A 14,970-nucleotide genomic window follows, 5' to 3' on the forward strand; every position below is an offset into this window, starting at 1 on the left:
GATGGCACAGCCTCACGAGCCGGACATCAATGCGCTGCTCCGTCTTTGCGACGTCCAGGGAATTCCGCTTGCGACCAACATCGCAACGGCCGAAATTTTGGTCAAGGCGCTGGACCGCGGGGATTTTGCCTGGCGCGAGCTGGTACATAAATATAAGCCGGGTGCTGAAATATGAGTGAACGGCTGGATATTCTGATTTTCGGTGCCCATGCGGACGATGCCGAAATCGGGATGGGCGGCACGATCATCAAGCACGTGCAGGCCGGGCTTAAAGTGGGGATCTGCGATTTGACCTATGCGGAAATGTCCTCCAATGGAACGGTCGAGCGCAGAAAGCAGGAAGCGACAGCCGCGGCTGGCGTTCTTGGTCTTTCCATGCGGAGCAGCCTTGGACTGCCGGACCGTGGACTGTTCATCACGCCGGAACATGTGGAAGCCATCACTGCGGAAATCCGCCGTCATGCGCCGAGGGTCGTTTTCGCTCCGTATTGGGAAGACCGCCATCCCGATCATGTAGCCTGCAGCAAGCTGGTTGAGGAAGCGGTGTTCAACGCCAAGCTGCGCCGGTACATGCCGGACAAGCCGCCTGTACAGGTGGAGCAGCTGTATTTTTACTTCATTAATGATATGGGCAGAGCCGATTTGATGGTGGATATTACCGCACAGCAGGAAATGAAGGAACAGGCGCTCCTGTGTTACCAGTCGCAGTTTGAGATAACTCCGGTTGAAGGGGATACGGTGGTTACCCCGCTGAATCAGGGATATATCGAACGCGTCAGATCCCGCGACCGGCTGACCGGCCAGCGCAGGCTCATTCCCTACGCAGAAGGCTTTGCGATCAAGTCGCCTTACGTCGTGGACATGTTCATTTCAGGATCCTAATAATGACCGATAGACAGGACTGAAGTCAAGCGCCCAATCTTTAGGCTTGATTTCAGTTCTGACTTTTTATAAGCTGAAAGCGCGCAATCGAAATACCCGGTTGAGCGGTTGTCCGCTGTAAAATGAAACGTCGCCAGACGTTTTTAATATTCTCTGGGTACATAATATAGAGAAGGCATGTAAAGAAGGGGGGACACGAAGCTTGGGTCAATCACTTAAAATTGGCATCACCTGCTATCCGTCACTAGGAGGCTCAGGTGTAGTCGCGACCGAGCTCGGCAAGCTGCTGGCCGAAAAGGGCCATCAGGTACACTTTATTGCCCACAGCATTCCATTCCGGCTGGGAGGGCAATTCCATAAAAACATTTTTTATCATGAGGTCGAAGTCAGTGATTATTATGTATTCCGCTATCCTCCTTATGACTTATCCCTTGCGACCAAAATGGCACAAGTGGCAAATATGCAGCAGCTGGACATTTTGCACGTCCATTACGCGGTTCCTCACGCGGTGTGCGCCTTCTTGGCCAAGCAGATGGTAGGAAGCAACCTGAAGGTGGTCACGACGCTTCATGGCACGGATATTACGGTACTGGCGCAGGACGAATCGTTAAAGGACCTGATTCGCCTGGCGATCAACGAAAGCGATGCGGTCACGGCGGTATCCGGTGACTTGATCCGGGAAACCCGTGAAGTGCTGGATATCAGCCGCGATATCGATCTGACGTACAATTTTGTGGATAAGCGCATCTATTATCCGCGCGATACGTCCTCGCTTCGAGGCGACTATGCCGAACCGGACGAGAGAATTTTGATGCATATTTCCAACTTCCGCCCGGTCAAACGCGTCAGTGACGTCGTGGACATCTTCGCCAAAGTCAACGAGCGGATGCCTTCCAAGCTGCTGTTCGTCGGGGAAGGTCCGGAGCTGCCGAAGGTCCAATGCAAGATCAAGGAGCTCGGACTGGAGCATAAAGTTCACTTTTTGGGCAAGCAGGACGAGATCGCACAAGTCATCTCGTTGGCTGACGTGCTTCTGCTTCCATCGGAAAAAGAAAGCTTCGGCCTCGTTGCGCTTGAAGCGATGGCATGCGGCGTTCCGACGGTGGGATCACTCGCCGGAGGAATTCCCGAGCTGGTGGTTCATGGCGAGACCGGGTTCCTGTCCCCGATCGGAGATACGGACCAGATGGCCGATCAGGTGCTGCGGCTGCTGTCGGACGGCGATCTTGCCGCACGGTTCCGCGAGGCCTGTCTGACACGGGCATGCCGGGAGTTTTCCGACGCATTGATCACACGCAAGTATGAACAGATCTATTATCGCGTTCTCGGACGTGAGGTGCCCCAGCTGGATGCGGTGTGCAGATAAGAGGTAGTCATTTAGGGGGTCATGGAAAGTTATGAAATGGAAGCAGGCGGATGCCGGGATGGCGGGCTGCGCCGAGCAGGTGCTGTCCGTCCTCGAAGCGCATGGGCATGAAGCGTATTGGGTCGGCGGATGCGTGCGTGATGAACTGATGGGCCGGCCGGTCAACGACATGGATATCACGACTTCGGCCCGCCCTGATGAAGTGACACGGCTCTTTGAACGGACGGTGCCTACGGGGATTGAGCATGGAACGGTCACCGTTCTGGTTGGAAACTACGCCTTTGAGGTTACTACATATCGGGTGGAAGGTTCTTACGAAAATCACCGCCGGCCGGCGGAAGTGGCCTTTGTGCGAAATCTGTCGGAGGATTTGCGCCGCCGGGATTTCACGATGAACGCGATTGCCTGTGACCGGCAGGGACGGATCGTTGACCCTTACCATGGTGAAAACGACATTCGAAAAAGCATTATACGCTGCGTTGGAGAGGCCCACATCCGGTTTCAGGAGGATGCCCTGCGGATGGTGCGATGCATCCGGTTTGCTTCGGTGTTCGGCTACCGCATTGCCTTTAACACCTGGAAAGGCCTTCTCCTGGAAAGAGACGGAATTCAGTATATTGCGCTGGAGCGGATTCGGGCGGAGCTCGATAAAATGATGGAGGGACCTCATCCTTATCTCGGCCTGAGCCTGCTGGGAAGGAGCCGATTGCTGGAAAAAGCCCGGGTACCGTTTACATCTGCCGCCGTGGACGGTTTCCTGTCCAGGATCGGCGACATCCCTTCCAAGGAGATCGCTGTCAGATGGGCCCTGCTTATGCTGGCTTGCGGGTTATCCGGACAGGATGCCGGAAACCTGATGCGCCAGTATACGTTTTCCAACGATGCCCGCGAGAGGGTGGAAGCCCTTTTGTTTTTGGACGAAGAGGTAAAAGGGTTGAACCGCGAGACGCATCTTAGAGAGCAGTGGGTAGGTCTGGTACTAAAATACGGCAAAGAATCTATCCGGCGCTGGCTCTTGCTCTGCTCGGTGCTGCCGCAGGAGAACAGGGGGACGGCAGCGGATGAGCTGCTGGCCCACGGGCTGAATTGGATGGACGAAATGAAGATTTTCCACCTGCACGAGCTCCAGATCGGCGGCTCCGATTTGATCGCGATTTCGGGCAAGAGGGGCGGACCTTGGGTGGGAGAACTGCTGAAGCAATTGCTGTTTAAAGCGGCGGCAGGCATGCTGCCCAATACGAAATTGGATTTGACAGAAGAAGTGAGACGGGTGATGGTTACCGATGAAAAAGGCTGAGACCCTTTTGGATATACTGCTGGATGCGGAAGAATTTGTTTCGGGCGAGGAGATCAGCCGGCGGCTGTCGGTCAGCAGAACCGCGGTCTGGAAACAGATCAACAAGCTCCGTGAGGCAGGGTACGAATTTGAAGCGGTTCCTCATAAAGGCTACCGGATTGTCAGCAAGCCGGACCTGCTGGATCGGCAGGAGCTGGCGCAGCGGATACAGTCTACAGTGATGGGATCGCAGCTGAAAATATTGGGGACGACGGTATCAACGCAGGAAGAAGCGAAAGCGCTGGCTGAGGAGGGGGCGCCTGAAGGCACCCTGGTCATTGCCGAAGAACAGACCGGCGGCAAGGGGAGGATGGGCCGCAAATGGTTTTCGCCCTATGGAAAAGGCATCTGGATGAGCCTGGTCCTTCGGCCCGAGCAGCCGCTCCATTACACACCGCAGCTTACCCTTTTGACCGGAGTGGCGGTGTGCCGGGCGGTCCGCAAGGTGACCGGCGTCATGGCCGGCTTGAAATGGCCGAACGACCTGCTGGTCGACGGGCGGAAAATTTGCGGCATCTTGCTGGAGTCGGCGGCGGAGGACGAGCATGTCCGCTACTGCATTGCCGGCATCGGAATCAGCGCCAACCTGGACCCTGACGATTATCCGGAAGAGCTGACCGGGGTCGGAACTTCCCTGAAGATCGAGGCGGGTGAGCCGATCGACCGGATGTCGCTCATCGCTACGGTGATGGAAGAGTTTGAAATGCTGTACGAGCTGTACCGCAAAGACGGATTTCAGCCGGTCGCCTCGCTGTGGGAGGCGCTGTCGGTAACGCTGGGCAAGCGTGTGTCGATTCAGACGGCACGCGGGCCGATCGAAGGAATGGCCGACGGGCTCGATGCAAGCGGCGCGCTTCGGGTTCGTACCGATTCGGGCGAGCAGATTCCTGTTTTTTCCGGAGATGTCGAACTTAGACGATGAAAATATAATGAACTTTTGGTATAATGACATGTAGAGGCGGTATCGACGAATGATCGAACTGCACTCTGCATGTTTTTGTTTGAAGAACACCCTCATAACTGCAAATGGAATATTGCCGTTACGTTGGATTCTGCTCTGAGCCGGAAGGACCGAGACAGAAGGGACGATCGCAAGTGACCCTTTATGCCCTTTCGGACCTTTTTAGTGACACACTTAAAAGGTTTTTTTGTTTTTATCCTATTTTTCACACTCATCGAAAGGGGAAGAAGCACAATGGCAAACAAACAACCACTGAATATCGTGAAAATGAAAAAGATGAAGGCGGATGGCATTCCGCTCTCCATGGTAACTGCCTATGACTATCCTTCGGCGAGCTTGGCGGAGGAAGCCGGCGTGGACATGATCCTGGTCGGAGATTCGCTCGGGAACGTGGTGCTCGGTTATGATTCCACGCTGCCGGTGACGATCGACGACATGGTGTACCATACGAGATCGGTTGTCAGAGGCGCCGGGCATACATTTATCGTGGCTGATATGCCGTTTATGACATACCACGGAAGCATCGACAGCACGCTGGACAACGTCAAACGCCTGATGCAGGAAGGTCATGCCCATGCCGTGAAAATGGAAGGCGGACGCGAGATCTGCACCGCGGTCGAAACGATCGTCAAAGCCGGCGTTCCCGTGCTCGGCCACATCGGCTTAACGCCGCAGTCGGTGAACCAGATCGGGGGTTACCGGATTCAAGGTAAAGACGAGGCGGATGCCGCCAGATTGCTGGAAGATGCGAAGGCTCTAGAAAAAGCAGGGGCATTCGGTGTCGTACTTGAACTGGTAACGGAGGAAGTGGCCCGCTTTATTTCCGAGCAGCTGTCGATTCCGACCATCGGGATTGGCGCCGGGCGGTATGTCGACGGCCAGGTGCTCGTATTCCATGATTTGTTTAAGTACGCATCCCCGTATCGCGACAAGCGTTTTGTCAAAACCTATGGTGACATCGGAACGATCGTTCGCGACGGGATCAGCCAGTACGTTCATGACGTGAAGAGCCGCTCTTTTCCGGATGAGACCCATGTATTTACGGCAGACGATCAGGTCGTCGAGAACTTGTACGGCAAAGGAAAGGAGAAGGTGGGACGCGCATGAAAGCTGTAAGAACGATCGAAGAACTGCGCAGCGGTATACGGGCGCTACAAATAAATTTGGGACCGGAAGCCACGGTCGGCCTGGTTCCAACGATGGGTTATTTGCATGAGGGGCATGCCAGCTTAATCCGCCGTGCCCGCGAAGATAACGGTATTGTCGTCGTCAGCATTTTCGTTAACCCGATCCAGTTCGGTCCGGGTGAGGATTACGAAACTTATCCGCGTGACGAAGCAAGAGATCTGGCACTGGCCGAAGCGGAAGGGGCGGACCTGGTCTTCCTTCCGTCGGTGGAGACGATGTATCCGCAGCCGACCAAGACCAAAATCATGGTATCGGACATTACGACCCGTCTTTGCGGCGCCTCCCGTCCGGGACATTTTGACGGCGTGACGACGGTGGTGAGCAAGCTGTTCAACATCGTTCAGCCCGATAAAGGATATTTTGGAATGAAGGACGTGCAGCAGGTCGCTGTGCTTCAGCAGATGGTACAGGATCTCAACATGAACGTGGAGATTGTTCCCTGCCCGATCGTACGCGAGGAAGACGGCCTAGCTCTAAGCTCGCGCAACGTGTACCTGAGCGAAGAGGCACGCCGGCAGGCGCTGGTGCTGTCACGCTCTCTGCGCGAGGCTGCGGCCGCTGTGAGCGAGGGGACGGCGGTAACCGCCGGGGACATTCGAAACCTCTTGCAGCGCGTCATCAGCCAGTCTCCACTGGCCGATATCGAATACGCCGAGGTCGTGTCTTTCCCTGGGCTTCTGCCTTATCCCGATGACGAAGAAATCAGCCGTAAGGACGAGGCCGTCCTGATGGCCCTAGCCGTCCGTTTCGGTCGGACGCGCCTGATCGATAACCGTTTAATTAATCCCAAGGAGGCGAATTGACCGATGTACAGAACGATGATGAAATCCAAAATCCACCGTGCGACCGTTACCGAAGCGAATTTGAATTATGTGGGAAGCATTACGATAGATGAAGATTTGATGGAAGCCGCCGACCTGCTGGAGAACGAAAAGGTCCAAGTGGTGGATAACAATAACGGGGCGCGTCTGGAAACCTATGTCATCCCAGGTCCCCGCGGGAGCGGTGTGATTTGTTTGAACGGGGCGGCAGCCCGCATGGTTCAGCCCGGCGACACCGTCATTATTATATCCTACGCCGTCATGTCCGATGAGGAAATCAAGAGCCACAAGCCGACGGTAGTTTTTGTGAATGAATCCAACAAGCCGATGAACACGATGAGCAAAGAGGTTCACGCCACGATTATTTAAGGACTGGTCATGTATGTGCGGGGAAGCTAAGACAAGGAATGGCAGCCCGGAGCGGGAATGAAAAAGCCCGGGTTAACAAAAAATGAGTTCAGGTGACCGCACTGATTTCATTTTTGTTAAGGTGGGATGCAGCCATGTTTCAGCATGTATTCGCGGAAATGAACAACATGTTAGACGAAATCGTGAAACATTACCCCACAGCGCAGGAGGCCCAAAAGCATCAGCTGATTCAAAAGTGGAATTTGCTCAAAACGATGAGCGACGGCATCATAGAAGAATGGTTGTCTTTTGAAGAGAAAATGGGCGCTTTCCGGGAGCAGGCCAAGATCGCGCCTGTATTTCCGCAGCATGAAACGCCCGAGGTCGAGATGGATTCCTTTATCCGGGGGCAGGGATATTTCAAGCTGCTGATGTACAGGCAGGCGGCCCAGCAATTTGCGCAGGTGATTCTCGAATTCCCCGACAGCTTTTTGGCCCGGATGTACTTGGCCATGGCGTATTTGCACCTGGAGGAGCCGGCGGAAGCCCGCCATCATTTCCAGTGGATTCTGCCGCTTGCCCAGCATCCCAAGCTGAAGGCGATGGTGCTGAATGCGCTTGGCTGTGTCGAGGCGATGCAAGGGCAGCTTGGCAAGGCCCAGGATTATTTTACGCTGGCGCTTTCGCATGATCCCTCGTTCCCGGATCCGTTAATGAATCTGCAGGTTTGCCAGCAACAGTGCGGTCAGCTTCAGTATGGAAGCCAGTTAATATCGCTGATGTAATGCATGTGAGAAGACGATGCCCGCTGCACGGAAAGCGCCGGGTGTCGTCTTTTTCTATAGAACCGGAAGTTCAAGTTTTTCCTTCCTTGAATTTTCAAATGTGAAATCTTCTGTTATGCTGTTAAGGAGACTGGACGAAAGGATTTAGGAATCATGAAATTTGCCGTACTTGACTTCGAAACGACAGGCAACCAGTCCGCAGACGAAATAATTCAAGTTGGACTTGCCATTATAGAAGAGGATGGGACGATTTCAAAGGTGTATGGCTCTTATGTCAACCCGGGTATCGAAATCCCTCCGTTTATTACGGGACTTACCGGCATTACGAATGAGGATGTGGCCGCAGCTCCGGCCCTGGAAGAAATGATGATGGAGCTCGTGCCGCTGCTCGACGACGTGGTCCTGGTGGGGCATAATGTAGCATTCGATTTTAATTTTTTGCAAAACGCACTCGACCGGTGCGGCTATTTGCCGTTCTCTGGGCGGATTTTGGACACGCTCGACCTGCTCAAAATATGCTTCCCTTCGCTGACTTCCTATCAGCTGGGCATGGTGACCGGACACTTCGGTCTTCAGCATGACCGGCCGCATCAGGCCGACAGCGACGCTTTGGCAACGGCATACGTTCTGTTGAAGTGCCTGGATGAGCTGAACGGCCTGCCGTTGATTACGCTGCAGCGGCTGGCCGAGCTGTTTGCCGATGAGGACAGCGACCTCGGCTGGTATTTCGACGGCCTCTGCCAGGAAAAGGAGCGGGAACCTGCTCAAGACCTGAACAGCCACACCTTTTACCGCCAGCTGGCGCTTAAGGTGGATGACTGGACCGAAATGGCTCCGCCGCGCGACGAAGTGGACGACAATCCGCTCAAAGGCGTCGAGTTTAAGGAATATTTGGCCGAGATCGAAAAACGGCTGCGCGATATTATGCCTCATTACGAGGAGCGTGAGCCGCAGACGATCATGTTCGACCAGGTGATGAATGCGCTGGATCAGGACAAGCATCTGCTGATCGAAGCCGGGACCGGGACGGGCAAGTCGCTCGGCTACCTGATCCCCTCGATTTATCAGAGCGTGAAGCAGGACCAGAAGGTGATGGTCAGCACGCATACGATCAACCTGCAGGAGCAGCTCCGGGAGCGGGATATCCCACTCTTAACGCAGGTCGTGCCCTTCCCTTTCAAGGCAGCTGTGTTCAAGGGCAGACAGCACTATTTGTGTTTGAGAAAATTTGAACATAAAATAAACAGAAGAGACTTTATCAATCCGAAGGAAGACACCATCACAGCCGCCCAGATGATCGTCTGGCTCGCCCAGACCGAATCGGGTGATGACGAGGAGCTGAGCCTCGGTGGCCGTGCGGGAGACTTCTGGGAGACCGTAAGCAGCGACTCGGACTCCTGTCAGGGCCGTGCCTGCCCTTGGTTCCGCAAGTGCTATTACCATCGGGCCAAGCATGAAGCCGGAATCGCGGATGTCGTCATAACGAACCATTCCAAGCTGTTTACGGACGTCAAGGCAGGCCATCAGCTGCTGCCTTCCTACGAGCGGCTCGTGATCGACGAAGCCCATCACCTGGAAGACGTTGCCGGCAAGCATCTCGGACTTCATTTGAAGTACTTTACGGTCGTCCATACGCTGACACGGCTCTATAAGGACGCCCGGAGCGGGCAGCTGCCGGCTCTTCGCCAGCTGCTTCAATCGTCGGCATATGAGCAGGCCGGTGAATGGACCGCCGTTATCGACCGGATGAGCGAGGATTTGGTCGATGTTAAAGAGCACTGGGACAAGCTGAGCGAATTGCTCTTCGGTCTGCTTCCGGAACGGAGCGACGCTGCTCCCGGCGACGGCGGCCAGTATACGCTGCGCCTTCAGCCGGGGAAAAAGCCGAAAGAGTGGGAGACGCTGGCGGCGCTCGAAAACCAGATTTTTGTCACGGTAGGGGAAATCGTCCGCAAAGGCGAAAAGATGCTGTCCGAATACAAGGAGGAGCAGGATGATTACGGTTCCGACAGCCTGATCACCGATATCGGCGGGCTGCTCAAGGACCTCAGCTCCGAGCGGGAGAATCTCCGGTTCTTTATGACGCTGAACGACGAAACCGTCGTGTACTGGATGGAGGCGAGCGGCCATTTCCGCAGCAAATCGCTCCAGCTGTACGCTGTTCCGGTTGACGTCAGCAAGCAGCTCAAGGAGCTGTTTTTTGATAAGAAAAAGAGCGTCATCCTGACGTCCGCCACCTTATCCGTAGATAAATCGTTCCAGTATATGATCGACAACCTTGGACTGCAGGAGGACCAGGACAGCGGACGCCTTGTGACGGTCCAGCTTCCGTCCCCGTTCCGGTATAGGGACCAGGCGCTGCTCGTCATTCCGCGGGATTTTCCAAGCGTGAAGGGAAGCGTCGGGGACGCCCTGTTTGTCGAAACGCTGGCCCGCTCACTCGCGGACGCTGCGATCGCGACCCACGGCCGGATGCTGGTACTGTTCACCTCGTACCGCATGCTGCGCCAGGTATACGAGCCGCTGAAAGAAGCCCTTGCACAGAGCGACATCGCCGTGCTTGGACAGGGCGTAGACAGCGGCAGCCGCACGAAGCTGATCCGGCGGTTTACGGACAGCAGCGCTTCGGTGCTGCTTGGAACGAGCAGCTTCTGGGAAGGCGTGGACATCCCGGGTGAAGCACTGACGTGCCTGGCCATCGTCCGGCTTCCGTTCCAGCCGCCGAACCATCCGCTGGTGGAAGCGAAGAGCGAGCTGCTGCAGCGCCAGAAGAAGAACCCGTTCATGAAGCTGTCGGTCCCGCAGGCCGTCATCCGCTTCAAGCAGGGCTTCGGGCGGCTGGTCCGCACCGCCCATGACCGGGGCATCGTCATCGTATACGACACGCGCGTCATCGAATCGTATTACGGGAAGTACTTCCTGTACTCGCTGCCTGGACCGAAAATGGAGCATATGCAGACAGACCAGATGGTTCCGCGCATCTCTGAATGGCTTCATCAGGACGGTGTGTCTTAAATGAGTCCATTAGATAGAATGAACTAAAGCGGTTTGAACAGGAAGTTCAATGAAAACTTTAGTTCAATCTATATAACCAAATAAATATTCAAGCCGTTCAATAGGGGGAACATGCATGAAATCGGAGAAAATATCCGAGGCGGTTGTCCGCAGATTGCCTATTTATCTTAGATATCTAAATGAGCTGAACAAGCGGGAGGTGGCCACGGTCTCCTCCCAGGAGCTCGGGCAGAAGCTGGATCTCAACCCGGCGCAGATCCGCAAGGATTTGGCGTATTTCGGGGATTTTGGCCGTAAGGGGATAGGGTATGACGTGTCCTATCTCATCGAGAAGATCCGTCAAATTCTGAATTTGGACCAGCAGATCAACGCGGTGCTGGTCGGAGCGGGGAATCTTGGTCAAGCTTTGTCCAACTATAACTTTTACCTGAAGGAAAATATGAAGATCGTGGCCGTGTTTGACGCCAATCCGTCCAAAATCGGCACGCGCATCAACACCTTGACGGTACAGGCCATGGATGAGCTGAAAGAAACGATACAAAGCAAAAATATCCGGATCGGGATTATTACCGTCCCGGATTTCGAAGCGCAAAACGTCGCCGATCAGCTGATTGCGGCCGGGATCGAAGCGATTCTGAATTTTGCGCCGACGATTCTTGGCGAAGCATCACGTGACGGTATCACACAACCCTGGCAGCAACCTGAAGCTGGCGAGCGGTGTGGCCCGCGTTACCGACATGATGCAGGCAGGCATTACGGTTTCCCTGGGAACCGACAGTGCGGCGAGCAACAACAATTTGGACATGTTTGAAGAAATGCGCCTTGCTGCTTTGATACATAAAGGCGTCTCGGGAGATCCGACGGCGGTTCCCGCGGCGGAAGCGCTGCGTATGGGCACGATCTACGGAGCCCAATCCTTGTTCCTGGAGGGAGTCGGTGCACTTGAGGCTGGAATGAAGGCGGATTTTATCGCGGTGAATACGGACCAGGCTCATTTTCTGCCGCGTACGGACTTCATTTCACACGTCATTTATTCGGCCAGCGCGAAGGACGTTGAGCACGTCTGGGTGGACGGAAAGCAGGTCGTGAAGCACGGCAGCTGTCTCACCCTGGACGAGGAACGCATCCGGAGGGAAGCCCAAGCGGCTTTTGAAGGTCTTCTCTCCCGATAAGACCGGGATGATTAGCTCACCTTTCAGAAAGGAAGTTCAGGTTGAAGAACAAGAAAAAATGGATCTTTCTCGGCATTGTCGCCCTGCTGCTGATCATTTTCGGCGCTTACCGTTATTTTATTTACGTGCTGCAGGATCAATGGAGCGAAAAGGACACCGCTATTGCCAAAGCGAAGCAGGAAGCCGGAATCGTGTCGGTCGCCGATGCCCAAAAGTCTGTGTGGGACCAGAACAGCATCTACTGGGTCGTGGAAGGAACGAACAAGACGGGCCAGGAGGTCATGGTCTGGGTGCAGTTCACCGATCAGGGAAAACCCAAGGAAGGCCAGAATACCGTGCATCAAGAGCTTTTGAGCAGCGGTATGTCCAAAGAGAAGATGAAGGCCAAAATCAAAAGCTCCATTCCCGGCATTAAAGATATGCGCCTCGTACCGGGTGTCTATAACGGAGAATACGTATGGCAGCTGTTCTACAAAGTGAAAGATCACTATTACTATCAATTTTACCGGTTCAGCGACGGAGCGGAAATCGGCAGCCCGTTCACGCTGCCCAATCGATGATTTTGTTTAAACGGCCATATCATGCAGAAAGAACCCCATCCTCAAATGGGGTTCTTTGGCTTACAAAGGATAATATTTAAAATATATTCACACTTTACCTTCGATTTAGTATATACAATGTGATATACTCTTATTTGTATTGAAGAGATATATATGACGAACAGCCCGGATTGTACTATAATTAGAGGATAGCGTTTTTCAGTAAAATTCAGGAGCCCGCTTCAGCTTGGAAGATGATTTTTCTGCTCTTTATTGAAAAACATGGTATATAGAAGTGTGGTCAGATGCGCGTATTCAACGAAGAGATGCTTGTGTTTCGCGACAAGCGCAAAACCATCCATCGAATCGGACTGGAACAGAAGCATGGTGACCGACCAATGGACTTGAACCAATAACGAAATATTTATTTTTGTCATCTAAAGTTTACTTTTTTTTTGCTTTGCCATTTCGAAAGGGGGACAACAAGTGAAATTGCGTCCATTGCCTATTATTATAACTGTTGTGGTTTCGGTAGCCGTACTGTTTGGCGGCTGGTTCTTTTATCGGCAAACGACCCTGCAGGGTCCGCTGCAAAAGATCGTCAGCAATTATCAGGGCGTGAATAACGCACATTTTAATATTACCCGCGATCAGGTGGATTTGAAACTCGATTTGAAGCCGAATGTAAATTTGGCTGATTTGGCGGATAAAATCTCCACCGAAGGCAAATCCGTCGTCGGCACCCGGGCGCTGAAGTTCGATTTTGTGGATCATTCATCGGACAAGCTGAACCAGTATTGGGATAAAGCGATGTTCTCTGTAGCCGAAGCGATGGAAAACAAGCGCTATACGGAAATTCCGGTCAAGCTGCAGGATCTGGCTAAGGGTACCGGAATTCAGACGAAAGCCGAAATGGACACGAAAAATGTCTATATTACGCTGACGGACGGCAGCTCAAGCAAGTTTCTTGTTCTGCCCCGTGATCCCGGCAAGATGGGAGTGTGGGAATAATGCCTAGATTGCTGAAGGAAGTTTTGATCGGATTTGTGCCGGTATTATTCATTTTTCTAGCTTTTGTAGGGGTCAATGTCATCCCTCTCATTATCGCCGGCCTGATGATCGGCGGACTCCTGTTTATGACCAACATGAGAGGCGGACTGACGGTAGGTGCTGCTTCGGAACGCAAGCGTAAAAAGGGCGGGCCGAAGAAGCTCACTTTTGAAGAAATCGGCGGCCAGGATAATGCCAAGCAGGAGCTGCGCGAGGCACTGGACTTCCTGATCCGTCATGATGAAATCCAGAAGCTCGGCATTCGCCCGTTGAAAGGAATTCTGCTGACGGGACCTCCCGGAACAGGGAAGACGCTGATGGCCAAGGCGGCCGCACATTACACGGATTCGGTATTCGTTGCCGCATCCGGCAGTGAGTTCGTAGAAATGTACGTCGGCGTCGGCGCGGGCCGTGTCCGGGATCTGTTCCGCGATGCGAGAAACCGGGCAGCCAAGGAGAACAAGCAGAGCGCGATCATTTTCATCGATGAGATCGACGTCATCGGCGGCAAGCGCGAAGGCGGGCAGCAGCGCGAATACGATCAGACGCTGAACCAGCTGCTGACCGAGATGGACGGCATTTATTCTTCGGAGAGCCCGAGAATCCTTTTGATTGCGGCGACCAACCGCAAGGAGATGCTGGACAGCGCACTGCTTCGTCCGGGACGGTTCGACCGTCATATTCAGGTGGACCTGCCTGACAAGAAGGGACGCAAGCACATCCTGGAGCTGCACGCGAAGAACAAGCCACTGCACGAGGATGTCAACCTCGATAAAATCGCCGAGGAATCTTACGGCTTCTCCGGCGCCCAGCTCGAGAGCGTCATGAACGAAGCTGCGATCTACACGATGCGCGAAGGACTGAAAGAGATCGAGCAGCGCCATCTGTCCATGTCCATCGACAAGGTGATGATGGGTGAGCGCACCGACCGTGAATCGACGATCGAAGAGAAGAAACGCGTCGCCATCCATGAGCTTGGACATGCCATCATGGCAGAGCTGGTGCGTCCGGGCAGTGTCAGCCAGGTGGCCCTCAGCCCACGCGGCAAGGCGCTCGGTTACGTGCGCCATAACCCTCAGTCGGAGCAGTACCTGTATACGAAATCGTTCCTGGAAGAGCAGATCATGATCGCTCTCGGCGGCGCGGCGTCGGAGGAAATTTTCTACGGCGGACGCAGCACCGGTTCGAGCAACGACTTTGAACAGGCGCTCGACATCGTCAAGACGATGATGAGATCCGGCCTTACGTCGCTTGGCATCGTAAACATGGATATGGTCACGACCGAAGAGCTGATGAAGGTGAACAATGAGATTCTGGAAGACCTGATGGGCAGAACGCGCAGCCTTCTGGAGAACCACCGGATCATTTTCGACAAATCTCTGGATATTTTGCTGGCAGAAGAAACGCTGTCCGGCGAACAATTCCGCAAGCTGTTTCATGAGTTTTCACTACTGCCAGCCTGATGCGCTGGCTCTTTTTTTACTTTTTTTAATGCTGCGTTATTATT

The 14,970-nt window shown here is 53.9% G+C and carries 14 protein-coding genes and 1 pseudogene; all 15 read left to right on the plus strand.

The features are described from left to right. Nucleotides 1–175: pseudogene (locus CPT76_RS38965) on the plus strand (methylglyoxal synthase); the annotation flags it as partial. Next, nucleotides 172–882: a bacillithiol biosynthesis deacetylase BshB1 gene (gene bshB1, locus CPT76_RS04875; protein WP_105442113.1), complete on the plus strand. Its 711-nt coding sequence runs from the start codon at nucleotides 172–174 to the stop codon at nucleotides 880–882. The pseudogene CPT76_RS38965 and the gene bshB1, both read left to right, overlap by 4 nt. Nucleotides 883–1,084: 202 nt before the next feature. Continuing rightward, on the plus strand, nucleotides 1,085–2,248 hold the full coding sequence (bshA, locus tag CPT76_RS04880; RefSeq protein ID WP_105442114.1) for an N-acetyl-alpha-D-glucosaminyl L-malate synthase BshA: 1,164 nt from the start codon (nucleotides 1,085–1,087) through the stop codon (nucleotides 2,246–2,248). A 31-nt stretch (nucleotides 2,249–2,279) separates the two neighbouring features. Then, complete coding sequence (locus CPT76_RS04885; RefSeq protein ID WP_105442115.1) at nucleotides 2,280–3,545, plus strand: CCA tRNA nucleotidyltransferase; 1,266 nt, start codon at nucleotides 2,280–2,282, stop codon at nucleotides 3,543–3,545. Further along, the gene (locus CPT76_RS04890; RefSeq protein ID WP_105442116.1) at nucleotides 3,532–4,506 is read left to right on the plus strand and encodes a biotin--[acetyl-CoA-carboxylase] ligase; all 975 of its coding nucleotides are present in this window, start codon (nucleotides 3,532–3,534) and stop codon (nucleotides 4,504–4,506) included. The genes CPT76_RS04885 and CPT76_RS04890 overlap by 14 nt, the downstream gene beginning before the upstream one ends. A gap of 273 nt (nucleotides 4,507–4,779) precedes the next feature. Beyond that, the gene (gene panB / locus CPT76_RS04895) at nucleotides 4,780–5,652 is read left to right on the plus strand and encodes a 3-methyl-2-oxobutanoate hydroxymethyltransferase (protein WP_105442117.1); all 873 of its coding nucleotides are present in this window, start codon (nucleotides 4,780–4,782) and stop codon (nucleotides 5,650–5,652) included. Then, complete coding sequence (gene panC / locus CPT76_RS04900) at nucleotides 5,649–6,536, plus strand: pantoate--beta-alanine ligase (protein WP_105442118.1); 888 nt, start codon at nucleotides 5,649–5,651, stop codon at nucleotides 6,534–6,536. The genes panB and panC overlap by 4 nt, the downstream gene beginning before the upstream one ends. 3 nt (nucleotides 6,537–6,539) lie before the next feature. Further along, nucleotides 6,540–6,923 (plus strand): aspartate 1-decarboxylase, encoded by a 384-nt coding sequence (panD, locus tag CPT76_RS04905; protein ID WP_076170868.1) that lies wholly within the window; start codon nucleotides 6,540–6,542, stop codon nucleotides 6,921–6,923. 134 nt (nucleotides 6,924–7,057) lie between these two features. Then, nucleotides 7,058–7,687: a tetratricopeptide repeat protein gene (locus tag CPT76_RS04910; RefSeq protein WP_105442119.1), complete on the plus strand. Its 630-nt coding sequence runs from the start codon at nucleotides 7,058–7,060 to the stop codon at nucleotides 7,685–7,687. 153 nt (nucleotides 7,688–7,840) lie between these two features. After that, nucleotides 7,841–10,702, plus strand: coding sequence for an ATP-dependent DNA helicase DinG (gene dinG, locus CPT76_RS04915; protein WP_105442120.1), 2,862 nt, complete (start codon nucleotides 7,841–7,843; stop codon nucleotides 10,700–10,702). 115 nt (nucleotides 10,703–10,817) lie between these two features. Continuing rightward, nucleotides 10,818–11,513, plus strand: coding sequence for a redox-sensing transcriptional repressor Rex (locus CPT76_RS04920; protein ID WP_105442121.1), 696 nt, complete (start codon nucleotides 10,818–10,820; stop codon nucleotides 11,511–11,513). Then, the gene (locus tag CPT76_RS04925; RefSeq protein ID WP_258168166.1) at nucleotides 11,410–11,874 is read left to right on the plus strand and encodes an amidohydrolase family protein; all 465 of its coding nucleotides are present in this window, start codon (nucleotides 11,410–11,412) and stop codon (nucleotides 11,872–11,874) included. Before CPT76_RS04920 ends, CPT76_RS04925 begins: the two co-directional genes overlap by 104 nt. A 41-nt stretch (nucleotides 11,875–11,915) precedes the next feature. Beyond that, nucleotides 11,916–12,434 (plus strand): cell wall elongation regulator TseB-like domain-containing protein, encoded by a 519-nt coding sequence (locus CPT76_RS04930; protein WP_076170879.1) that lies wholly within the window; start codon nucleotides 11,916–11,918, stop codon nucleotides 12,432–12,434. 465 nt (nucleotides 12,435–12,899) lie between these two features. Beyond that, entirely contained in the window at nucleotides 12,900–13,424 is a 525-nt protein-coding gene (locus CPT76_RS04940) for a hypothetical protein (protein WP_105442124.1), read from the plus strand. Further along, complete coding sequence (locus CPT76_RS04945) at nucleotides 13,424–14,926, plus strand: AAA family ATPase (RefSeq protein ID WP_105442125.1); 1,503 nt, start codon at nucleotides 13,424–13,426, stop codon at nucleotides 14,924–14,926. Before CPT76_RS04940 ends, CPT76_RS04945 begins: the two co-directional genes overlap by 1 nt. Nucleotides 14,927–14,970 lie beyond the last annotated feature (44 nt).

It is taken from the genome of Paenibacillus sp. AR247 (assembly GCF_002968895.1).
Lineage (GTDB): Bacteria > Bacillota > Bacilli > Paenibacillales > Paenibacillaceae > Paenibacillus_AQ > Paenibacillus_AQ favisporus.